The organism is Streptomyces sp. NPDC045695 (assembly GCF_056432025.1).
In genome coordinates this window covers 130,994-152,143 of record NZ_JBWKJU010000005.1, presented here as the reverse complement: position 1 = coordinate 152,143, position 21,150 = coordinate 130,994, and the positions used below count along the sequence as shown (strand labels likewise).

General features: G+C 72.7%; 20 protein-coding genes. 9 read left to right on the top strand and 11 right to left on the bottom strand.

The genetic code is table 11. The annotated features are described in order from the left end of the window. Positions 1-101 precede the first annotated feature (101 nt). Complete coding sequence (locus tag AC07DU_RS11730; protein WP_360889033.1) at positions 102-1,322, top strand: saccharopine dehydrogenase family protein; 1,221 nt, start codon at positions 102-104, stop codon at positions 1,320-1,322. A gap of 50 nt (positions 1,323-1,372) precedes the next feature. Here the strand turns inward: AC07DU_RS11730 and AC07DU_RS11725 are convergent, their stop codons facing one another. Then, on the bottom strand, positions 1,373-2,056 hold the full coding sequence (locus AC07DU_RS11725; protein ID WP_360889036.1) for an endonuclease V: 684 nt from the start codon (positions 2,054-2,056) through the stop codon (positions 1,373-1,375). Positions 2,057-2,082: 26 nt separating this feature from the next. Between AC07DU_RS11725 and AC07DU_RS11720 the strand changes: the two genes are divergently transcribed. Further along, positions 2,083-2,388: a YciI family protein gene (locus tag AC07DU_RS11720; RefSeq protein ID WP_453373190.1), complete on the top strand. Its 306-nt coding sequence runs from the start codon at positions 2,083-2,085 to the stop codon at positions 2,386-2,388. A gap of 19 nt (positions 2,389-2,407) precedes the next feature. On the opposite strand, the gene AC07DU_RS11715 is transcribed toward AC07DU_RS11720, so the two are convergent. Continuing rightward, the gene (locus tag AC07DU_RS11715) at positions 2,408-3,523 is read right to left on the bottom strand and encodes a WD40/YVTN/BNR-like repeat-containing protein (RefSeq protein WP_479111148.1); all 1,116 of its coding nucleotides are present in this window, start codon (positions 3,521-3,523) and stop codon (positions 2,408-2,410) included. 330 nt (positions 3,524-3,853) lie between these two features. Between AC07DU_RS11715 and ssgD the strand changes: the two genes are divergently transcribed. The 3 genes from ssgD (at position 3,854) to AC07DU_RS11700 (ending at position 7,391) form a co-directional block, all read left to right on the top strand. Then, positions 3,854-4,270 carry a spore wall synthesis regulator SsgD gene (ssgD, locus tag AC07DU_RS11710; protein WP_366864005.1) on the top strand — a complete coding sequence of 139 codons (417 nt, stop codon included), beginning with the start codon at positions 3,854-3,856 and terminating at the stop codon, positions 4,268-4,270. A gap of 210 nt (positions 4,271-4,480) precedes the next feature. Continuing rightward, entirely contained in the window at positions 4,481-6,121 is a 1,641-nt protein-coding gene (locus AC07DU_RS11705; protein WP_479110885.1) for an ABC-F family ATP-binding cassette domain-containing protein, read from the top strand. Positions 6,122-6,419: 298 nt separating this feature from the next. Then, a complete protein-coding gene (locus AC07DU_RS11700; RefSeq protein ID WP_360889048.1) occupies positions 6,420-7,391 on the top strand; it encodes an acyl-ACP desaturase in 972 nt (323 codons plus the stop codon). A gap of 140 nt (positions 7,392-7,531) precedes the next feature. Here AC07DU_RS11700 and AC07DU_RS11695 read toward each other — a convergent pair whose 3' ends face one another. From AC07DU_RS11695 to ligD, 3 genes are all read right to left on the bottom strand, one after another. Then, positions 7,532-7,777 (bottom strand): WhiB family transcriptional regulator, encoded by a 246-nt coding sequence (locus AC07DU_RS11695; RefSeq protein WP_360889051.1) that lies wholly within the window; start codon positions 7,775-7,777, stop codon positions 7,532-7,534. Positions 7,778-7,834: 57 nt separating this feature from the next. After that, entirely contained in the window at positions 7,835-8,629 is a 795-nt protein-coding gene (locus AC07DU_RS11690) for a VOC family protein (RefSeq protein WP_479027665.1), read from the bottom strand. A gap of 91 nt (positions 8,630-8,720) precedes the next feature. Continuing rightward, on the bottom strand, positions 8,721-9,740 hold the full coding sequence (ligD, locus tag AC07DU_RS11685; RefSeq protein ID WP_360889056.1) for a non-homologous end-joining DNA ligase: 1,020 nt from the start codon (positions 9,738-9,740) through the stop codon (positions 8,721-8,723). 75 nt (positions 9,741-9,815) lie between these two features. Here ligD and AC07DU_RS11680 point away from each other — a divergent pair, with 75 nt between their 5' ends. Then, positions 9,816-10,922, top strand: coding sequence for an ATP-dependent DNA ligase (locus AC07DU_RS11680; RefSeq protein WP_479110883.1), 1,107 nt, complete (start codon positions 9,816-9,818; stop codon positions 10,920-10,922). On the opposite strand, the gene AC07DU_RS11675 is transcribed toward AC07DU_RS11680, so the two are convergent. Both AC07DU_RS11675 and AC07DU_RS11670 read right to left on the bottom strand, forming a co-directional pair. Beyond that, positions 10,847-12,397 carry an NAD(P)-binding protein gene (locus AC07DU_RS11675; protein WP_479110881.1) on the bottom strand — a complete coding sequence of 517 codons (1,551 nt, stop codon included), beginning with the start codon at positions 12,395-12,397 and terminating at the stop codon, positions 10,847-10,849. The genes AC07DU_RS11680 and AC07DU_RS11675 overlap by 76 nt on opposite strands. A 124-nt stretch (positions 12,398-12,521) precedes the next feature. Next, positions 12,522-13,499 (bottom strand): NAD(P)/FAD-dependent oxidoreductase, encoded by a 978-nt coding sequence (locus tag AC07DU_RS11670; protein ID WP_479110879.1) that lies wholly within the window; start codon positions 13,497-13,499, stop codon positions 12,522-12,524. A gap of 66 nt (positions 13,500-13,565) precedes the next feature. On the opposite strand from AC07DU_RS11670, the gene AC07DU_RS11665 reads away from it, so the two are divergent. Together AC07DU_RS11665 and AC07DU_RS11660 are read left to right on the top strand one after the other, a co-directional pair. Further along, positions 13,566-14,183 carry a helix-turn-helix domain-containing protein gene (locus AC07DU_RS11665; RefSeq protein WP_479110877.1) on the top strand — a complete coding sequence of 206 codons (618 nt, stop codon included), beginning with the start codon at positions 13,566-13,568 and terminating at the stop codon, positions 14,181-14,183. Continuing rightward, positions 14,180-14,683, top strand: a complete 504-nt coding sequence (locus AC07DU_RS11660) for a nucleotide triphosphate diphosphatase NUDT15 (protein ID WP_479110875.1) — start codon at positions 14,180-14,182, stop codon at positions 14,681-14,683. Before AC07DU_RS11665 ends, AC07DU_RS11660 begins: the two co-directional genes overlap by 4 nt. Before the next feature lie 33 nt (positions 14,684-14,716). Here AC07DU_RS11660 and AC07DU_RS11655 read toward each other — a convergent pair whose 3' ends face one another. The 4 genes from AC07DU_RS11655 to AC07DU_RS11640 form a co-directional block, all read right to left on the bottom strand. Continuing rightward, positions 14,717-15,388: a GOLPH3/VPS74 family protein gene (locus AC07DU_RS11655; RefSeq protein WP_479110873.1), complete on the bottom strand. Its 672-nt coding sequence runs from the start codon at positions 15,386-15,388 to the stop codon at positions 14,717-14,719. 102 nt (positions 15,389-15,490) lie between these two features. Next, the gene (locus AC07DU_RS11650) at positions 15,491-17,587 is read right to left on the bottom strand and encodes a DHA2 family efflux MFS transporter permease subunit (RefSeq protein ID WP_479027684.1); all 2,097 of its coding nucleotides are present in this window, start codon (positions 17,585-17,587) and stop codon (positions 15,491-15,493) included. Positions 17,588-17,657: 70 nt separating this feature from the next. Further along, on the bottom strand, positions 17,658-19,013 hold the full coding sequence (locus AC07DU_RS11645) for a 6-phospho-beta-glucosidase (protein ID WP_479110871.1): 1,356 nt from the start codon (positions 19,011-19,013) through the stop codon (positions 17,658-17,660). A 129-nt stretch (positions 19,014-19,142) separates the two neighbouring features. Then, the gene (locus AC07DU_RS11640) at positions 19,143-20,132 is read right to left on the bottom strand and encodes a helix-turn-helix domain-containing protein (RefSeq protein ID WP_360889080.1); all 990 of its coding nucleotides are present in this window, start codon (positions 20,130-20,132) and stop codon (positions 19,143-19,145) included. Positions 20,133-20,348: 216 nt separating this feature from the next. On the opposite strand from AC07DU_RS11640, the gene AC07DU_RS11635 reads away from it, so the two are divergent. Beyond that, positions 20,349-21,017 (top strand): helix-turn-helix domain-containing protein, encoded by a 669-nt coding sequence (locus tag AC07DU_RS11635; RefSeq protein ID WP_360889083.1) that lies wholly within the window; start codon positions 20,349-20,351, stop codon positions 21,015-21,017. The last annotated feature ends 133 nt before the right edge of the window (positions 21,018-21,150 follow it).

Genomic DNA, 21,150 nt, shown 5'->3' with positions numbered 1-21,150 from the left:
AGGCCGTTCCCGGGGCGCTGTTCTCTCCTCACGGGCCGGGCGCTAGCCTCGGCCACCTACAGCCACCCGCACACCCTGCACACCCTTCGGGGGGAGCCCTCATGAACGACGCACAGGTCCGGGAAGACGGGCCGGACCGGCAGCACGGACAGGACCGGACCTACGACGTCGTACTGTTCGGCGCCACCGGGTTCGTGGGGGCGCTGACCGCCGAGTACCTCGCCGCGCACGCACCGGCCGGCTGCCGGTGGGCCCTCGCGGGCCGGGACCTCGCCAAGCTGGAACGGCTGCGCGAGCGGCTGGCCACGATCGATCCCGCGTGCGCGGACCTCCCGCTGCTGCGGGCCGACGCCGGGGACGCCGGCGCCGTGCGCGCCCTGGCCGCGTCCACGCGGGTGCTGGCCACGACCGTGGGACCGTACATCTGGTACGGATCGCAGCTCGTGGCCGCCTGCGCCGCGGCGGGCACGGACTACGTGGACCTCACCGGCGAGCCGGAGTTCGTGGACCGGATGTACGTCGAGCACGACGCACGCGCCCGGGAGACCGGTGCGCGGATCGTCCACGCCTGCGGCTTCGACTCGATCCCGGCGGACCTCGGTGCGTACTTCACGGTCGCTCAACTGCCGCAGGGCGTCCCGCTGCGGGTCGACGGTTTCATGCGCTCCAACGCCCTCTTCTCCGGCGGGACCCTGGCCTCCGCCCTGACCGCACTGGGCCGCGGCCCCCAGACCCTGGCCGCCGCGCACGCCCGCCGGCTGCACGAGCCCCGGCTGCTGGGGCGGCGCGCCCGGGGCCCGCTGGGGGTACCGCGGTTCAGCCGGGAGACCGGCACCTGGGCGCTGCCGCTGCCCTCGCTCGACCCGCGGATCGTGACCCGGTCGGCGGCCGCGCTGGAGCGGTACGGACCGGACTTCCGCTACCGGCACTACGCCTCCGTCCAGCACCTGCCCGTCGCCGTGGGCGGTACGGCGGCGCTGGGCGCGGTCGCGGCGCTGGCCCAGGTGCCGCCGGCCCGGCGGTGGCTCATGAGCCGCTGGGAGCCGGGCCAGGGGCCCGACGCGGAACGCCGCGCACGCAGCTGGTTCACCGTACGGTTCGTCGGCGAGGGCGGCGGCCGGCGCGTGCTCACCGAGGTGTCGGGCGGCGACCCGGGCTACGGGGAGACCGCGAAGATGCTCGCGGAGTCGGCCCTGTGCCTGGCCCACGACGCCCTGCCGGACCGCGCCGGGCAGCTGACGACGGCGGTGGCGATGGGTGACGCCCTGCTGGACCGGCTCCGGAAGGCGGGGATCACCTTCCGGGTGGCGCACGCCCGCTGACGGGACGGCGCCGTGCTGAGGGACGGGGCCGCGCTGGCGGACGGGCCCGCTCAGGGTCCGGTCGCCTCCCGCAGCGCCTTCCGGCACAGGGAGTCGGCGTGCCGGGTGCTCTCGGGGATCCGGAAGCGGGGGCTCAACGCCAGGGCGTGCGCGCAGGCGTTGTCCAGCGAGACGCGGTGGCCGACGGAGACGTAGACCGGCTTGATCCCGTCCTGCGTCCGCAGCGCCCGCCCGACCTCGGCCCCGTCCGCGGCGAGCAGCGCCGCGGCGTCGCCGCGCCGGGGGCCCGGCTCCTCGTAGGTGAAGGTGAACGGATTCTTCGCGACGCCGATGGCCGGGAGCCCGGTGACCACGCCGAGGTGGCAGGCGAGGCCGAACCCACGGGGGTGGGCGAGGCCGTAGCCGTCGCAGACGACGAGGCCGGGCTCGGTGGTCAGGGCGTCGAGGGCGGCCAGTACCGTCGGCAGCTCGCGGAAGGCGAGCAGCCCGGGCACGTAGGGGAAGCTGACGTGCCCGACGGCGGTGGCCTCCTCGACGACCTCCAGGGTGGCGGCGTCGAGGACCACGGCCGCGGCGGCGACGAGGTCGCGCTCGTCGTCGTAGGCGACGTCGACCCCGGCGATCAGGCCGCGGCCGGGCGGTGGACCGACCTCGTCGAGGACGACGGAATCACGCAGTTCGTCTTGTATCGCCCGGGCCTCGGCCTCGTCGGCGGGGGTCTTCACATCGGTCATGATGGAGCGAGAGTAGCCTGGCGATCATGTTCGTCATGGAGCTCACCTACATCGCGCCCATCGAAGACGTCGAAGACCTGCTGGACGCGCACATCGCCTGGCTGGACGGCTACTACGCCTCGGGCGTCTTCCTCGCGTCGGGGCGCAAGGTCCCGCGCGACGGCGGCGTGATCCTGGCCGGCGGGGTCTCCCGGCCGGAGATCGAGAGGATCGCGGCCGAGGACCCCTTCACCGTGGCGGGCGTCTGCACCTACCGCATCACGGAGTTCATGGCGACGAAGACCTCGGCGGACCTGGCGACGGTCCGCGAGAACCCGGCCACGCGAGCGTGAGGGTGGCGCGCCCTCACCCTCACCTTTGCTCCAGCCGCGCCACCCGGCCCTTCTCCCCGGCCGCCCAGCAGCCGCTGGCCGGCGCGCAGTCGACCGTGTCGAAGGAGCCCGTTTCCAGGGGGCGCCAGCTGTGGCCGCCGTCCGTGGTCACGTCCGTGCCCGTCGGTCCGACCGCGAGGGCCGTGCCCCGGCCGTACGGGTACCAGGCCGCGCCCGAGCGGTAGGCCGGCGGCGGGGACGACGCCTGGCTCCAGGTGCGGCCTCCGTCCGCGGAGACGGCCGCGGCCTGCGGGGAGGCCTGGCCCGTGCGGTAGTCACCGCCGACCGCGAGCCCCTGCGTACGGTCCCGGAAGGCCAGGGCGAAGACGCCTCGCGCCGGGTCGCCCGCCGGGACGGTGGACTCGGCGACCCGCCAGGTCAGGCCCCGGTCCGTGGAATGCAGGACGCGCGCGCTCGCCCCGCCGCCCGTGGCGAGCCAGACGTCGCGCGGGCCCGCGCTGACCAGGCACTGGCCGCTCGCCGCGAAGCCCGCCTCGCCGGGCAGCGCCTCGGGCATGCCCTCGTTCGGCAGAACCCGCCAGGTGCGGCCGCCGTCGTCCGTGGACAGGATGCGGAACTTCCCGTCCACCGGATCGCTCATCGCCAGGCCGCGGCGCGCGTCGAAGAAGGTGAGGCAGTCGTAGAAGGCGCGCGGGTCGGGGTTGCGGAAGGTCTCGGTCCAGGAGGCGCCGCCGTCCTCGGTGCGCAGCACCCTGGAGGCCTCGCCCTCCCCGATGGACAGGGCCACCGCTCGCCGCTCGTCGAAGGCCTCGACGTCGCGCAGTTCCAGCCCCTCGGCGACGGCGCCGGGCGGCGAGACGTCCTGCCAGCTGCGGCCGCCGTCGACCGTGCGCAGGACGGTCCCCTTGGAGCCGGCCACCCAGGCCGTGCTGCGGCTGACCGCCGCCAGGCCGCGGAAGCGGACCGCCTTCCCGGTCTCCTTCAAGGACCAGCCGGCGCCTCGTAAGTCCTGCGCCAGGTCCCGTTCCGTGGTCTGCGCCACGTCCGGAGCCGGGTCCTGCGGCTCTTCGGCACCGGCCGCACCGGCCTGGGCGGGGGCGGCCAGCAGCCCCACCAGCAGAGCGGCCGCGCCCATGCCCGTTCCCACTTGCAGAAGTCTCATGGCGCCGGAAGCTAACGCACCCCGGAAGGGCCGTCCAGAGGGCCTCCCGGCCGCCCTTTGCGCCTGTGGAGTGATCGGTAACCAGCCCTTCTGTGACCCTCCTGCGTCCGCCGGGCTCAGGGAGCTTCCTTCGGACGTCTCCGCGCACGCGGTCACTCCGTGCGATCACACAGGTGGGTTCCAGCCAGTCGGTGACACAGCTCACGTGCAGGCCCATGCACGGATGTGCCGATTCCGGCGTCTATCGGGTTGCCGGGCTCCACGCCAGGGTCCGGCAGCAGATCCGCCGCAAGGGAGTGAGCCTTGATCACTGTCATCGAGCAGGCCGCGCAGGCCCGTCTGGTCGCCACCGCCCCGAAGGTCGAGACCGTTCCCGTCACCCTCTGCTACGACCGCGCGGATCCTTTCGCCGTACGGATGGCCTTCCCCGCGCCGGCGACGCTGGAGGGCGTCGAGGTCTCCTGGACCTTCTCGCGCGAGCTGCTGGAGTCCGGACTGGACCGCCCCTCGGGCCAGGGGGACGTGCGCGTGCGCCCGTACGACGTCGACCGGACCACGATCGAGTTCCACGCGGCGGAGGGCGTCGCGATCGTGCTGATGCTGACGGCCGAGCTGCACCGGTTCCTGGAGCGGGCGGCGGGTGTGGTCCCGCCCGGCCTGGAACACCTCTATCTCGACATGGACCACAGCCTGGCCGAACTGCTGCGCGACACCTGCTGACCCGCCGCCGCCCGCTCGGTTTATTCGTTTGCGGGCGGCCGCGGCCGGCCGTAGCTTCGTAGACGCCCCACTGCCGTCGAAACGGAGCAGGACATTGCTCGTCTGAGGTTCGAGACACCGATCGCCGTCCCTGTCACCTTCGCCGTGACCTTCTGAGCGTCGGCTGTCTCCCCGCGTTGCACGCACCATTCACGCAACCTGGAGGCCTCCATGAGTCACGCCCCTGCTTTCGTCACCTGCTCCGCCCTGTCCTTCGACTGGCCCGACGGCACCCCCGTCTTCGACGGGTTCCAACTCGCCGTCGGCCCCGGCCGCACCGGCTTGATCGGCCTCAACGGCTCCGGGAAGTCAACCCTGTTGAAGCTGATCGCCGGTGAACTGACCCCGACCGGGGGCCAGTCGTCCGTCGCCGGCTCGGTGGGCTACCTCCCGCAGAACATCACCCTCGACACCGCACTGCGCGTGGACGAGGCGCTCGGCATCCACACCACGCGCGCCGCACTGCACGCCATCGAGGCGGGCGAGGCCACCGAGGCGAACTTCGCCGCGGTCGGCGACGACTGGGACGTGGAGGAGCGGGCCCTGGCCACGCTCGACGCGCTCGGGCTCGCCCGGATCGGCCTGGACCGCACCGTCGGGGAGCTGTCGGGCGGAGAGTCCGTCCTGCTGCGGCTGGCCGCCCTGCTGCTCGCACGACCCGACGTCCTGCTGCTGGACGAACCCACCAACAACCTGGACCTGCGGGCCCGGGGCCGCCTGTACGCGGCGGTCGAGTCCTGGTCCGGGGTGATGCTCCTGGTCAGCCACGACCGGGAGCTGCTGGAGCGGGTCGATCAGATCGCCGATCTGCGTGACGGCGAAGTCCGCTGGTACGGAGGGAACTTCACGGACTACGAGGAGATGCTCGCGGCCGAGCAGGACGCGGCCGAGCGGATGGTGCGGGTCGCTGAGGCCGACGTACAGCGGCAGAAGCGCGAACTGGCCGACGCGCACGTGAAGTTGGCGCGGCGCAAGCGGTACGGCCAGAAGATGAACGACAACAAGCGCGAGCCGAAGATCGTGATGGGTGCGCGCAAGCGCGCCGCGCAGGAGTCGGCCGGCAAGCACCGGATCATGCACACCGAGAAGCTGGCGCAGGCCAAGGACCGGCTGGACCAGGCCGTGGAGGCGGTGCGTGACGACGACGAGATCCGGATCGAGCTGCCCTCCACCCACGTCCCACCGGGGCGGCGCGTCCTGACCCTGAGCGACCTGCGCCTCGCCCACGGGGCCGCGGTACGCGGTGAGTGGGAACTGCGGGGCCCGGAGCGGATCGCTCTGGTGGGCCGCAACGGGTCGGGGAAGACGACCTTGCTGCGCACGATCGCCGGAGAGCTCGCGCCGGTGTCCGGGGAGGCGGTCGCGCATGTGAGCACGCGGTTCCTGCCGCAGCGGCTCGACGTGCTGGACGAGAGCCGCTCGGTCGTGGAGAACGTGGTGCGGTTCGCCCCGCAGGCCACGAACAACCTGATCCGGGCGCGGCTCGCGCACTTCCTCTTCCGCGGCGCCCGGGCGGACCGGCCGGCCGGCACCCTGTCCGGCGGGGAGCGGTTCAGGGCGGCACTGGCGGCGCTGCTGCTGGCGGAGCCCGCTCCCCAGCTGCTCATGCTGGACGAGCCGACGAACAATCTGGACCTGGCGAGCGTGCGGCAGCTGACCGGGGCGCTGGACGCGTACGAGGGCGCGCTCGTGGTGGCGAGCCATGACGTGCCGTTCCTGGAGTCCCTCGGCGTCACCCGCTGGCTGCTGCTGGACGGTGAGCTGAGGCCGACGACGCCGGAGGAGGTCCGGGAGGCGCTGGGGCGCGGTTAGCGGGCCCCGGCCCCGTTCCGCTTGGCCCCCGAGGCCGGGGGTAGGCGTGCGTCGGGAGGCCCGGTCCGCCCCTCCGCACGCCGGTCCCGGCCGTCAAGTGGGGGGCGGCGGACCACCTCCGGGCGTTATTTTCGCCCTCCGCTTCCCGCTCGAACCGCTTGCTGCACTGCATAGATAACTGGATGTAACTGGACATACACCTAGGCGGGGCTTGGCCTCGCCTTGATGTCGCGCTTAACCTACGACTCCGTAGGCTACGGAACCGTAAGTACATCGCTTTGCACCCAGGAGTACCCGTATGACGATCACCTCTCCCCACCTCGGCAGCTCGGAGGCGTGGACCGACGCCAAGCTGCTGTACGCGCTGGAAGAGGTGGTCGAGCAGGAGCTCAACCGCCATTTGAAGGTCACCAAGGACTGGATGCCCCACGAGTACGTCCCGTGGAGCGACGGCCGGAACTTCCCGGGCTTCTTCGAGGACGGCGAGGCCTGGGACCCGGAGCAGTCCAAGGTCACCGAGATCGGCAAGATCGCGCTGGTCGTGAACCTGCTGACCGAGGACAACCTCCCCAGCTACCACCACGAGATCGCCACGCTCTTCGGCCGTAACGGCGCCTGGGGCACGTGGGTGCACCGCTGGACCGCCGAGGAGGGCCGCCACGGCATCGTGATGCGCGACTACCTGCTGGCCTCGCGCGCCGTGGACCCGGACAAGCTGGAAGCGTTCCGCATGCAGCACATGTCGGAGGGCTTCGAGTCCGACAACCGCCACTCCATGCTGCACTCGGTGGCGTACGTGGCCTTCCAGGAGCTCGCCACCCGCATCTCGCACCGCAACACCGGCCACCAGTCCGGCGACCCGGTGTGCGACCGGATGCTGGCGCGCATCGCGCAGGACGAGAACCTGCACATGGTCTTCTACCGCAACCTGCTCGGCGCGGCCTTCGAGCTGGCCCCCGACCAGACCATGCAGGCCGTACGGGACGTCGTGGTCAACTTCCGGATGCCCGGACACGGCATGCCCGGCTTCGAGCGGATGGCCGCGCAGATGGCCATCGGCGGGGTCTACAACCTGCGGATCCACCACGACGACGTGCTGAGCCCCGTGATCCGCTTCCTGAAGATCATGGACATCGACGGCCTCGGCCCCGAGGGCCAGAAGGCCCAGGAGGAGCTCGGCCTCTTCATGAACGGCCTGGACAGCGAGGCACGCAAGTTCGACGAGCGCCTGGCCGCCCGCGCGGCGCGCATCGCGGCCCGCAAGGGCTGAGGTCAGGCCGCCTGACCTCAGGCGTGACCGGTTTCAGGCCTGACCGGTTTGCGCTCCCTCGCGCACGTGACGCATCGCCCTGGCAGAGCCACGCTCTGCCAGGGTTTCGCGTCGCGCTGGGGACGCGGACGCGCACGTGATCAGCGGCGAGTGCGCAGGGCGAGGCGTTCGGACTCCGAGAGGCCGCCCCAGACTCCGAAGCGCTCGTCGTTGGCCAGGGCGTACTCCAGGCACGCCACCCGTCCCTCGCACGCCCCGCACAGCCGCTTCGCGTCGCGCAGCGAAGAGCCGGGCTCCGGGAAGAAGAAGCCCGGGCCCGTCTGGGCGCACAGGGCGAGGTCGTACCAGGCGGTGTCAGTGGCTGCGGTGGTGGTGTTCATCGACATGCCGCAGATACTGACCGGCGCCGATGGACGTCCGATCAACGCCTGATCAACAGCCCGTCACGGCCCGGGCGCCGGCGCGCTGGCTATGACCGCCAACCGCGCGCCGAAGGGGTCCGCCAGCTTGGCGAAACGGCCGACTCCTTCCATGAACACCGGGGTGAGGCGGACCTTGCCGCCCGACTCCTCCGCCTTCGCCGCCGTCACGTCGCAGTCGGCGACCTCGAAGTACGGCGTCCAGTAGGGCCGTTCGGCATCCTCCACCGGATCCATGGAGATCGGGACGAGACCGCCGAAGGCGGCTTCGTCCGACGTCCCGGCCGGCTTGACCATCGTGTACGTCCCGCCCTCGAACGGCATCTCGCTGATCTCCCAGCCGAGGACCGTGCGGTAGAACGTGCCCGCCGCGCCCACGTCGCCGGTGTAGAGCTCCGTCCAGCACAGGGTGCCCACGTCCGTCACCGCGCCCAGACCCGTGTTCCTCCTCGGCTGCCACACCCCGAAGCCCACGCCCGCCGGGTCGGCGAAGATCGCCATCCGGCCGAAGTCCATGACGTCCATCGGTTCGAACAGGACCGTGCCGCCCGCCCCGGTCACGGCCGCCGCCGTCGCGTCCGCGTCGGAGGTCTGGAAGTACACCTGCCAGGCAGACGGGCCCTGCTCCGGCGGCACGGTCATGGCGCCCGCGACCGTCTTGCCGCCGAGGTGGAACATGCCGTACCCGCCGACCTCCTCGCCTCCCGGCTGGAAGTCCCAGCCGAACAGGCCCGCATAGAACGCGGCGGCGCCGTCGACGTCGGGGGTGGCGAGGTCCACCCAGTTCGGGGAGCCGTCCTCGTAGTCCGTCGTGAGCATGGTCCGCGCTCCTTCCGGCCTCCTGCGGCATCACTCTGCTGTCCTCTTCGAGCATGACACCCCCCACTGACAGCGGCCCTCCGGAGCCGGCTCAGTCCTCGTGCTTGGCCCGGCTGGGCTGGACGCGTTTGGGTTCGCCCGGCATCTTCGGGTAATCCGGCGGGTAGGGCATGTCGCCCAGGCCGTGGTCGTGTTCGTGGCGGGCCGCCAGTTCCAGTACGGCGTCCAGGGTGAAGGCGTGGTCGTCCATGTCCGCGTGCAGGTCGCCCAGTTCGGCGAAGCGGGCCGGCATCGTCACGATGTCGAAGTCGCGCGGCTCCGCGTCGTCCACCTCGTCCCAGCGCAGCGGCGCGGACACCGGGGCGTGCGGGCGCGGGCGGACGGAGTAGGCGGAGGCGATCGTGCGGTCGCGCGCCGTCTGGTTGTAGTCGACGAAGATCCGCTCCCCGCGCTCCTCCTTCCACCAGGCCGTCGTGACCTTGCCCGGCATCCGGCGCTCCAGCTCCCGGCCGATCGCGATGGCGCAGCGGCGGACCTCGGTGAAGGTCCACTGCGGTTTGATCGGCACGAAGACGTGCAGGCCGCGGCCACCGGAGGTCTTGGGCCAGCCGCGCAGGCCCAGCTCCTCCAGCAGGGCGCGCAGCTCGTGGGCGGCCGCCACCGCGTGGTGGTAGTCGGTGCCCGGCTGCGGATCCAGGTCGATGCGCAGTTCGTCGGGCCGGTCGGTGTCCTCGCGGCGCACCGGCCACGGGTGGAAGGTGAGGCAGCCGAGGTTGGCGGCCCACAGCACGGCGGCCGGCTCGGTGGGGCAGATCTCGTCGGCCGAGCGACCGCTCGGGAAGGCGATGTGGGCGGTCGGGATCCAGTCCGGGAGGTTCTTCGGCGCCCTCTTCTGGAAGAAGGACTCGCCCTCGACCCCCTCCGGGTAGCGCTCCAGGGTGGTCGGCCGGTTGCGCAGGGCGCGCGTGATGCCGTCCGCGACCGCCAGGTAGTACTCGGCGACGTGCCGCTTGGTGAGTCCGCGCTCCGGGAAGTACACCTTGTCCGGGCTGGACAGCCGTACCGTCCGTCCGCCCGCCTCCAGCTCGATCGCATTACCGGCAGCACCCATGTGGGCCACGGTAGGCGGGCCCGGTCGTACGCGCACACCGGGCGGGGCCGGACGTACGACCGCAGAATCGAAGGCATGGATCTGCCCGTGATGCCGCCCGTCAAGCCGATGCTCGCCAAGTCCGTGACGAAGATCCCGCCCGGGATGCAGTACGAGGCCAAGTGGGACGGCTTCCGGGCCATCGTGCACCGCGACGGTGACGAGATCGAGATCGGCAGCCGGACGGGAAAGCCGCTGACCCGGTACTTTCCGGAGCTGGTGGCGGCCCTGAAGGCGAATCTGCCCGCCCGCTGCGTCGTGGACGGCGAGATCGTGATCGTTCAGGGCGGGCGTCTGGACTTCGACCGGCTGACCGAGCGCATCCATCCCGCCGCCTCCCGCGTGAAACTGCTCGCCGAGACGACGCCCGCCAGCTTCGTCGCCTTCGACCTGCTCGCGCTCGGCGACGAGTCGCTCCTCGACACGCCGCTCGTCGACCGCCGTACCGCTCTGACCCGGTCCCTCTCCACTGCTCGGCCCCCCGTCCATCTCGCGCCCGCGACCACCGATCCTGCGGTCGCGCAGGAGTGGTTCGAGCAGTTCGAGGGCGCCGGGCTCGACGGCGTGATCGCCAAACCGCTCGATCTGCGCTACCGGCCCGATGCCCGTCTCATGTTCAAGATCAAGCACGAACGTACCGCCGACGTCGTCGTCGCGGGTTTCCGTTTCCACAAGAGCGGTCCGATCGTCGGATCGCTGCTCCTGGGCTTGTACGACGCTCACGGAGCCCTCCAGCACGTGGGCGTGTGCGCCGCCTTCCCCATGAAGCGCCGCGCCGAGCTGGTGGAGGAGCTCGAACCGCTGCGGATGGAGGACACGACCGCGCACCCCTGGGGCGCCTGGGCCGAGGAGTCCGCGCACGAGAGCGCACGGCTGCCGGGCGCGCAGAGCAGGTGGACCGGCAAGAAGGACCTGTCCTGGGTACCGCTGCGGCCCGAACGGGTCGTCGAGGTCGCCTACGACCACATGGAGGGCGACCGCTTCCGGCACACCGCCCAGTTCCGCCGCTGGCGCCCCGACCGGGTACCGGAGAGCTGTACGTACGCCCAGCTGGAGGAGGTCGTCACCTACGACCTGGCCGAGGTCCTAGGCCCGCCCGCCGACGCGGGTTCCGCAACCGCTGCGGACGCCGACGGCGGCTGAGCGGGCCGCGCGCCGGTGGGCGCCGTCAGCTCCTCCCATTCCGCCCGGCCCGGCCCCGCCGCGTTCGGCACGTAGTGCGGCCGGGCGGCCAGCCAGCGCGCCACGCGGGCCCGGATCCGCGGATCCGCGTACGCCCGCCCCGGTGGTTCCACCAGGTGCCGCACCCTCGCCCGCGCCCGCATCACCTCCGGGTCCTCCAGCGCACAGTCGAACAGGGCGGCCACCTCGCGCGCCGTCCCCGTACGCCCCGCCCGCGTCGCGAAGCGCTCCCCGATGGCCGCGTCGGCGACCACCTGGAAGTCGAACCACGGCTTCAGGGTGTCCACCGCCCAGGCGTGGTGGTCGAGGGCGAACCGCGCCGATGCGGGCTCCCGGTGCGCCGTACGGGCCACCCGGCGCGCGGCCCACAGGGCGAGCGAGGCGCCCTGCCCGAGGGTCGGATTGGTGTGCGTGATCGAATCCCCGACCGGCACCAGCCCGCTCACCACCGGGCCCCGCTCGTCGACCAGCGCACTCCACCGGTTGTCGAGGCTCGCGGTGGCCAGCACCTGCGACTGCGGCTCGGCCCCCAGGGCCAGCCAGGCCGCGGCGGGCGGGAAGGCGCGCGCCGCGCGCTCGAAGACGGCGGGGTCGCGCAGCGCCGAGCGCGTGGTGTCGGCGGTGTGCACGAACAGCGTCACGGCGAACAGCCGGTTGTCGGCCGGGAAGACGGCGCACCCGGCGAAGGACCCGCCGGTCACGGCCCAGGGCCGGCGCGGCCCCTCGTCCATGCCCTCGGGAAGCCGGTACCAGCGGCAGAAGTACGCGAGTCCCGTGCGGTGCCGTTCCACGACGGGCGGCCGGCAGCCCGCCGCGGCCAGCCGGCGCTCCAGGCCCCCGCGCCGCCCGCCGGCGTCCACCACGAGGTCCGCCCCGTAGCTCCCGCTCTCGGTGGTCACTCCCGTCACGTGGATCCCCGGTTCCGGTGTCGGTTCCGGTGTCGGTTCCGGTGCCGGTGCCGGTGTCGATTCCGGTGCCGGTGCCGGTGCCGGTGCCGGAGCCGTGGTCAGTGCGGTGACCGTCTCCCCGTACCGGACGACGACCCCGGGCTCGGCCCGCAGGGCCGTGGCCAGGGCGCTCTCCAGCACGATGCGCCGGGCCTGGAGCACGACGAGGTCCTCGTCGCCGGGGAGTTCGGGGGGCCGCACGTCGAACCAGTCCAGCTCGTGCCGCTCGCGCGCGCCGAGCCGGAGCATCTCCGCGTGGACGTCCGGCAGTTCCTCCCGCAGCACGGTGCGGGCCGCCCCCAGCAGCACGTGCGGCTGCGAGGCCTGCGGCACGGCCGGCCTCCGCCAGCCGAAGAAGTCCCGGTCGAGCGCCGTGCCCGGGGCGCGCGGATCACGCTCGAACAGCTCGGCGGTGTGCCCGTGACGCGCCGCGAGCAGCGCGGTGGCCAGCCCTCCGACGCCGCCGCCGATGACCAGCACATGTGCCATTGAGCGTCCCCTTGAGCCGTTGAACCGATGAGCCGATGAGCCGATGAGCCGTACGGTGATCACACCGCCCAGAGCCTGCACGGACGAAGGCCGGGCGAAACCCGCACAAATGTCCGAGGTCGCCCTACGCCCCGCCCGCCCGGTCCGCCTCCACCGCCCGGCGGGCTTCCGCCTCGATGAGGTACGTGTTGACGGCGACGGCCGCGCGCACTCCCTGGGCGGCCGCGCCCGCGACCTGCTCCAGCGGAGCGGTCACATTGCCGGCCACCCAAACGCCCGGGAGCGCGGTGGCCCCGGTGGCCGGGTCGGACTCGACGCAGGTGCCGATCACATGGCCGTCCCGCTCCACCGCGGCCGTAGGCAGGCCGAGGCTGCTCAGCACGCCCGAGCGGGCGGTGAACCGCGGGGCCACCACCAGGGCCCGGCACCGCTCCACGGCGCCGTCGGCCAGGGCCACCCCGGTCAGCCGGTCGTCCTGGACCGCGAGGCCGGTCACCTCCCCCTCGACGACCCGCACGCCCAGGGCGGCCAGCAGTTCGCGGTCCCCGTCGGTCAGCCGCCAGGTGTGGGCCAGCAGGGTGGTCCGCTCGCTCCACTGCCGCCACAGCTGGGCCTGGTGCACGGCGACCGGACCGTCGGCCAGCACGGCGATCGGCTGGTCCCGGACCTCCCAGCCGTGGCAGTACGGGCAGTGCAGCACGTCCCGCCCCCAGCGCGCCGCCAGGCCCGGTACGGCCGGCAGCCCGTCCACCAGGCCGGTGGCGACCAGCAGCGCCCCGGCCCGCACCGTCGAGCCGTCCCCGCAGCGGACCAGGAACCCGCCCTCGGGCAGCCGGTCCGCCGCGATCGCCGTGCCGGGCCGGATCTCGCCGCCGTAGCGGGCCACCTCCGCGCGCCCCCTGGCCAGCAGGGCGGCCGGGCTCTCCCCGTCCTGGCCGAGGTATCCGTGCATGTGCGCCGCGGGGACGTTGCGGGGGCTGCCGGAGTCGATCACCAGCACGGAGCGCCGGGCCCGGGCCAGGGTGAGGGCCCCGGCGAGCCCGGCGGCGCCGCCGCCCACGATCACCACGTCGAACATGTCATCCATTGCGTCGTCGTCCATGCCTGCGAGGGTCGCTCCGGGGGTTCTCATTTGACAAAACTTCTTGCCGAAGCGGCAAATGGATCCATGGCCCCTGAGGAACAGGACGAGGAACTGGCCGGCGTGCTCACCGCCGTGGGCCCGCGGCTGCGTGCGCTGCGCCGGCAGCGCGGCACCACGCTGGCCCAGCTCAGCGAGACCACCGGCATCTCGCTCTCCACGCTGTCCCGGCTGGAGTCGGGCCGGCGCAAGCCGACGCTGGAGCTGCTGCTCCCGCTGGCCAAGGCGCACCGGGTGGCGCTCGACGAGCTGGTCGGCGCCCCGGAGACCGGGGATCCCCGGATCCGGCCGCGCCCCTTCGTGCGGCACGGCCACACCTACGTACCGCTGACCCGCAACCTCGGCGGCCTGCGCGCCTTCAAGCAGATCCTCCCGCCCCTGGACGGTCCGCCGCCCGAACCCGAACTCAACGTCCACGAGGGCTACGAGTGGCTGTACGTGCTCTCCGGGCGGGTCCGGCTGCTCCTCGGCGAGCACGATCTCGTCCTCGGCGCCGGAGAGGCCGCCGAGTTCGACACGCGCACCCCGCACGCCTTCTTCAACGCGGGGCCGCAGCCAGCGGAATTCCTCAGCCTCTTCGGCCCCCAGGGCGAACGGATCCATGTCCGCGCCCGCCCCGCCACCGCACCGGAAGGACGTCCATGACCACCACCGACCAGGGCCCCGCGGGCCCCGAGCGCCCCGAGCGGGCGGTGCCTCAGCCCAATGCCGTCGTCGGCGTCGGGCTGGTCGTGGTCGGCCCCGACGGCCGGGTGCTGCTCGGCCAGGCGCACGACGGCCGCTGGGAGCTGCCCGGCGGCAAGGTCGACCCCGGGGAGGGCTTCGAGCAGGCCGCCGCGCGGGAGCTCGCCGAGGAAACGGATCTGCGGGCGGACGCCGACGGGATCCGCGTCCTCGCCGTCCAGATCGAAGCGGAGTCGGGCCTGACCCGGCTGACGGGGGCCGCCGTCACCACCACGGCGCGGGGTGTCCCGAAGGTCACCGAGCCCCACAAGATCGCCCGCTGGCAGTGGTTCGATCCGGACGGGATCCCCTCGGCCCTGTATCCGCCATCGGCGGCCGTCCTGCGCTCCTGGCGCCCGGGGCTCACGATGCTGCCGCCCGTCCCCTCATACGACTATCCGACGGCGAACCCGACCACCTGACGGGCCGCGAACCCGGCCTACCCACCAGACGACCTAGTCCGCCGGCGGAGCGAGGGGCAGGGCCGTCGCCGCCGTCACCGTGACCATCGCGGCCTGGACGTCGCGGACGGCGGCCCGGAGCCCTTCCGCGGCCCACTGGCCGGCGGCCGTCTCCGCCATCCTCGGCGCGACCGACCCGAGCGCCCGCCCGGGGAAGGCCAGCTGGTGCAGCCCGGCCGAGTGGAGCAGGGCGATGAGCCCCGCCGTCCGCTCGTCCGGCTCGGCGTCGTCGAGGACGGCGTCGCTCAGCCGCTGCCGCAGGGCGCGCTCGACGGCTCCGTCGGCCTGCGCGTAGCGGCGCTGCGGGAACAACCCGAGCGTCTCGCGCACCTGCGCCACCACCAGCCCCCGCGCGGTCAGGCCCTCCAGCGCGGCGTCGACCGCCTTCGCGTGGTCCTTCGTCAGCCAGTCCGTCACCCGGCCCTTGCTGCGGCCCCGCAGCCAGGCCCCTATCAGCAGGATCCGGCTGTCGAGCAACGGCTCTCCCGTCGGGGTGGTGTCCCCGAGCTCCAGGTATATGCCCGACACCGACACCCGCTCCGCCATGACGAGTTCGAGCAGTATCCCGCCCGCTGCGGCCCAGCCGGCCGCCTGGCGCTGCCGCGCCACCCCGGACTCCTCGTCCAGGCACAGCAGCATGATCTCCTCGGCCAGGGTGATCCCCATTGAGCGTTCCCCCGTCGTCCGTACGGCCGGCCGCGCCTCGCCTCGTCTCCCCCTGCACGAAGACGCCGGGCAGCCGTCGGAGGTTCCGTGGGCGCCGCGCCGCTACCGCCGCAGCGCCACCCTCGGCGCGAAATTGCCCTCGCTCAGGTCCTCGGCCAGCAGCCGCTTCGCGATCGCGTCCGCCGCCACCCGCAGTTCGGCGCTCCGCGGCCGGCCCCGGTCCTTCTCCAACTGGTCGCCGAGCCAGTCGGCCCACGCCCGCGAGATGACCTCGGCCTCCCGCTGCCCGGCCGGGGTGAGGGCCAGGAAGCCGCCCTCGCGGCTGATGAAGCCCTCGTCCTCCATCCGGTCGAAGACCGGGAGCAGGACCTCCGGCGGCACTGAGCGGCGCCCGGCGATCAGACCGAGGCTGGCGTAGCCGACCGTCCGGGTCATCAGCTCCACCTGCATCACCGCCCACGCGCCCGCGATGTCCAGCCGGGTGTCCGAGGCCTCGACGATCCTGCGCGCCGTCTCGGGGCCCATGGTCCGTACGAGCTTGCCGACCGCCAGCTCCAGCAGCTTGGCCGAATCCCCCGAGGTCGTGGCCGGTGAGGCGAAGCCGTCCCCCATGTCCGTGGACCCGGCCCGGGCGGTGTCGCGCAGGTGCACCTCCTTGAGGAAGAGCGCCACGACGAAGCCGACCACCGCCACCGGGACGGTCCACAGGAACACCGTCTGCAGCGCCTGCGCGTACGCGTCGATGACCGGTCCGGCCGCCGCCGGGTCGAGCCCGTGCACCCCCTGCGGGCTCTGCGCGGCCCGGCCCAGCTCCGCGGGATCGGCCCCCGTCGCCCGCGCTGCCCGCGCCACGCCCTCGGCCAGCTCGGGCCGCAGGCTGTTGGCGTAGATCGTGCCGAAGACCGCGGTCCCGAACGAGCTGCCGAGCGTACGGAAGAAGGTGACGCCCGAGGTGGCGGTGCCGAGGTCGGCGTAGTCGACGGTGTTCTGCACGGCGATGGTCAGGACCTGCATGCACAGGCCGATGCCGGCGCCGAGGACGAACATGTAGAGCGATTCCAGCCAGGCGTTGGTCCCCGGACCCATGAGGGAGAGCAGGTAGAGCCCGGCGCCCATCACGGCGCAGCCCACCAGGGGGAAGATCCGGTACCGGCCCGTCTTGCTGGTGACGTTCCCGCTGAAGACGGACGCGATCAGCAGGCCGATGACCAGCGGCAGCGTCCGGACGCCGGAGACCGTGGCCGAATCCCCGTCCACGTACTGCAAGTACGACGGCAGGAACGTCATCGCGCCCAGCATGGCGAAACCGACGACGAAGCTGAGCACCGAGCAGACGGTGAAGACGGGATTGCGGAACAGCCGCATCGGCAGCATCGGTTGCGCCGCCCGCGTCTGCGCCACGCAGAACAGGGCCAGGGCGACGGCGCCGCCGGCGAAGAGCCCGACGATCACCACCGAGCCCCAGGCGTACTCGTTCCCGCCCCAGCTCGTGGCCAGGATCAGCGCGCTCGATCCGATCGCGACCAGCGCGATGCCCAGGTAGTCGATCACCGGGCGGCCGGCCGCGCGGACGGACGGGATGGTCCGGGCGGCCGCCACCACCACCAGGACCGCGATCGGGACGTTCACGTAGAAGGCCCAGCGCCAGCTCAGGTGGTCGGTGAAGAGCCCGCCGAGCAGCGGCCCGATCACCGTCGCGACGCCGAAGACCGCACCGATCGCGCCTTGGTACTTGCCGCGTTCGCGCAGCGGGACCACATCGGCGATCAGGGCCATGGACGTGACCATGAGGCCGCCCGCGCCGATCCCCTGCACGCCCCGCCACAGGATGAGCAGGGTCATGTTGCCCGCGAGACCGCACAGGAACGAGCCGGTGATGAAGACGACCGCGGAAATCTGGAAGATCAGCTTCCGCCCGAAGAGGTCACCGAACTTGCCCACCAGAACCGTCGCGACGGTTTCCGCGAGCAGGTACGAGGTCACCACCCACGACATGTGGGCGGCCCCGCCCAGATCCGCCACGATCGTGGGCAGGGCGGTGCCGACGATGGTCTGGTCGAGTGCGGCCAGCAGCACACCCAGCATGATCGTGCCGAAGACGACATTGCGCCGCCGCCGGTCCAGCACGGGGGGCGCCGCGGGTATGACGGTGGCAGTGGTCACACCCCGCACTCTCACAGCGCCCCGGCCGGGCCGCATGCCACGTTGAGCCGAACGGGGCGGGGTGAGCCCGCGAGGCGAACGGCCCGCCGCCCGCCCGACCGCCTGATCAGCGCAGGTAGGCCAGCCCCGGATGCGCCGCCGCGTACCCGTCCAGCAGCCGCCGGGCCACCCCCACCGAGTCCACCAGCGGGTGCAGCGCGAAGGCCTTCACCGCGTCGGCCCGCGCACCGCTCGCGGCCGCCGCCAGCACCTCCCGCTCCACCGCCTTGACCGCCGTCACCAGCCCCACCGCGTGCAGCGGCAGCGGCTCGACGCCCACCGGATGGGCGCCGTTGGCGTCGACCAGGCAGGGCACCTCGATGACCGCCTCGGCGTCGAGGACGGACAGCGTCGAACCGTTGGGGACGTTCAGGATCAGCGTGGCCCGCTCGTCGCGCGCGATGGCCCGCATCAGCGCGAGCGCGACCTTCTCGTAGCCACCGGACTCCAGGTCGCTCGCGTCGCGTTCCCCGACGCCCGCCGCCTCGCGGTTCTCGGCCATGTACGTGGCCTCGCGCTCGGCCCGGGTCCGTTCCCAGGCGGCCAGCGCCGCCCCGGCCGGCTGCCCGGTCCGGCCCGCCTCGGCGTAGAAGCCGCGCTGCTGGTCGCGAAGGAAGGCCCCGCGCGTCTGCCGGGCCTCCTGGTAGGCCCGCACGGTGTCGCGGTTGAAGTAGTAGTAGTGCAGGTACTCGTTGGGGACCGCGCCGAGCGAGCGCAGCCACTCGGCCCCGAAGAGCCTGCCCTCCTCGAAGGACTCCAGTGCCCCGGTGTCGGCCAGCAGCCGGGGCAGCTCGTCCCGGCCGCCGATGCGCAGCCCGCGCACCCAGCCCAGGTGGTTGAGGCCGACGTAGTCGATCCAGGCCTCCTCCGGCCGGGCCCCCAGCAGCCTGGCGATGCGGCGGCCGAGGCCGACGGGGGAATCGCAGATGCCGATCACCCGCGCGCCGAGCTCCTCGGCCATCGCCTCGGTGACCAGGCCCGCCGGATTGGTGAAGTTGATGACCCACGCCTCGGGCGCCGTACGGGCGATCCTGCGCGCGATCTCGCGGGCCACCGGCACGGTCCGCAGGCCGTACGCGATCCCGCCCGCGCCCACCGTCTCCTGGCCCAGCACCCCTTCGGCCAGGGCGATCCGCTCGTCCGCGGCGCGCCCTTCGAGGCCGCCGACGCGAAGGGCGGAGAAGACGAAATCGGCCCCGCGCAGGGCTTCGTCGAGGTCCCCGGTGGCCGTGACGGCCGGGGCGTGCGCCGCCGGGGCGGCCGCGGCCTGGTCCCGGAGCACCCGGGCCATGGCGCCGAGCCGCGCCGGGTCCTCGTCGTACAGCGTCACGTGCGACACCCGGCCCTCGGCCCGGTCGCCGAGCAGGGCCCCGTAGACGAGCGGTACCCGGAAGCCGCCTCCGCCGAGGATCGTCAGCCGCACGTCCTTACCGCCCTTCGCCAGTGCCGTTCCCGGAGGTGCCGCAGCGGGCCCCGCTGCCACGATCGATGCCACGATCGGTGGCACGGGGCCGGCGGCACGCGCCTGCCGGCACCAGTCTCCCCCGTCCGGTCACTCCCCCAGCGACGGCACGGCGCGCAGCCGGGCGCCCTGCTGGTGCACGGCTCCGCCGCGACCCGGCACAGGACCGATCGGCCCGCCCAGCGGCGCGGAGAGGATCAGGGTGATCCGGGTCAGCCCCATCTCGTCCAGCATCCGGCTGCTTTCGGCCACCATCCGGCAGCGCACCAGCCCCCACTGCGGGTCCGGGTGGCGCACGGCCCGCACCGCACCGTCCTGCTCGGCGGCGTCGGTCCCGCGCATGCTCAGCCAGTGCGGCACCCCGTACCGGTAGGCCGCCTCCATGAACGGGTCGCGGGCCACCTCCTGGCGGATGCTGCGCAGCCCCTCGTCCTCCGGGGCCGCGGCCAGCGCGGTGGCGAACTGTGCCAGCAGCGGTACGCACCAGCCCGGTTCGTGGTCCTCCAGCACGCCCGCGGCGTCCGGGTGGAACAGCACGAAGCGCAGGAAGTTGTCGTCCGGCAGGGCCGTCGGGTGCGGCCGTACGGACTGGAAGAGCTGGTCGAAGGACGAGTTGGTGAGCGCGACGTCCCAGCGGTGGTCCACCAGGAAGCTGGGGTAGGGCACGGCCTCCATGAAGGCCGCGTAGTCGCACAAGTAGTCGCGCTGCGCGGGGTCTTCGGGAAGCCGGGCCTCCTCCGCGGCCCGCCACGTGGGCGGCGGGTCACGGTCGACCATGACGCGGAAGAGCCAGAAGCACTGCCGCTCGCTCATCTCCAGGGCCTCGGCCAGGGCGAGCAGTTTGCGGTCCGTCCACTCCTTGACCAGGCCCCGTTCCCAGTTGCCGTACGCACGCACGCTGATGCGCAGGCGTGCTGCGAGGTCCTCCTGGCTCAGGCCCAGCTCCTCGCGGCGCTGGCGCAAAATCTCCTTGCGTCGCTCCGACCGCACGGCGCCGCGTGCGGACTCCTCGCCCGCCAGGCGCTCCTCACCGGCTCGGGCGAGGCCATCGGACGGGCCCACCGCTGCGAGATGTAGCACCGAGAGCTCCCCCTCCTCCGGTCTGGATCTTCATTTCCGTGTGGCGATCCTGCTACCGACTTCATTCGAGTGTCAACTATTGTGGCAATTCCAGCCTCTTGACAGCTCATTCCCGCCACAGCTGTGGCACGTTCTAGCCCTTCCCGGCGAGAGCGGCTAGATTCCAGAAGCCGACCATGTGCCGTAACGACTTCGCGCGATCTAGGAGAACCACTGGTGACAGACGGCTTCCCGGCTCCCGTCGCGGTAGCCAACGCACCCCTGGCAGCCACCATCACGCGTGTCGCCGAACTCGCGGGCAAGATGGGCCGCGACCCGAACCAGGTCTTCGACCTGCGGCGGCTCTCGGAGGCCTCGGGCGTGCCCACGGATGTGGTCAGGACCCTGCTGGAGGGCAGGCCGGCCGGCGAGCCCGATCTGCAGACCCGGTTCCTCCAACGGCTCGACCTGCTGCGGCGCACCCGCGTCAAACCCAACGGCCGCCGCTACACCCAGCAGGAGATCGCCGACGGAGCGGGAATGTCCCGGCAGCAGGCCGGAGCCCTGATCAACGGCGACCGCCGCCCTACGATGGAGCACTGCGACGCGATCCAGCGCTTCTTCGGGGTACACGCCGGGTTCCTGACGGCCCATGACGCCGACGCCCTCACCGACGCGCTCCAGCGGACCGAGCAACAGCTGCTCCAGGACTTCGCGGGCCGCGCGCGGGAAACCGTACCGGCTTCGGCCGCATCGGCCGGCGATCCGCTGGCAAGACTCCTCCAGAACCACGGCGTACGGGGCATCGCCTGGCGCGCCGCACAACTGCCCAGCGACAAGCACCGTGACAAGGTGACCGAATGGCTGGACATGCTCCTCGAAAGCGTCAAACCGAATGAATCCTGACCCAGTCGAAAGTCTGGGTCTGATCCTTGAGTCCTGATCCGGATCCGCGCCGACGGGGAGAACGGTGAGCATAGGCAGAGAGCAGCGGCGGTTGTGCGGGGAGCTGGTGGCCGGCATCCGGCTGACCGCACCC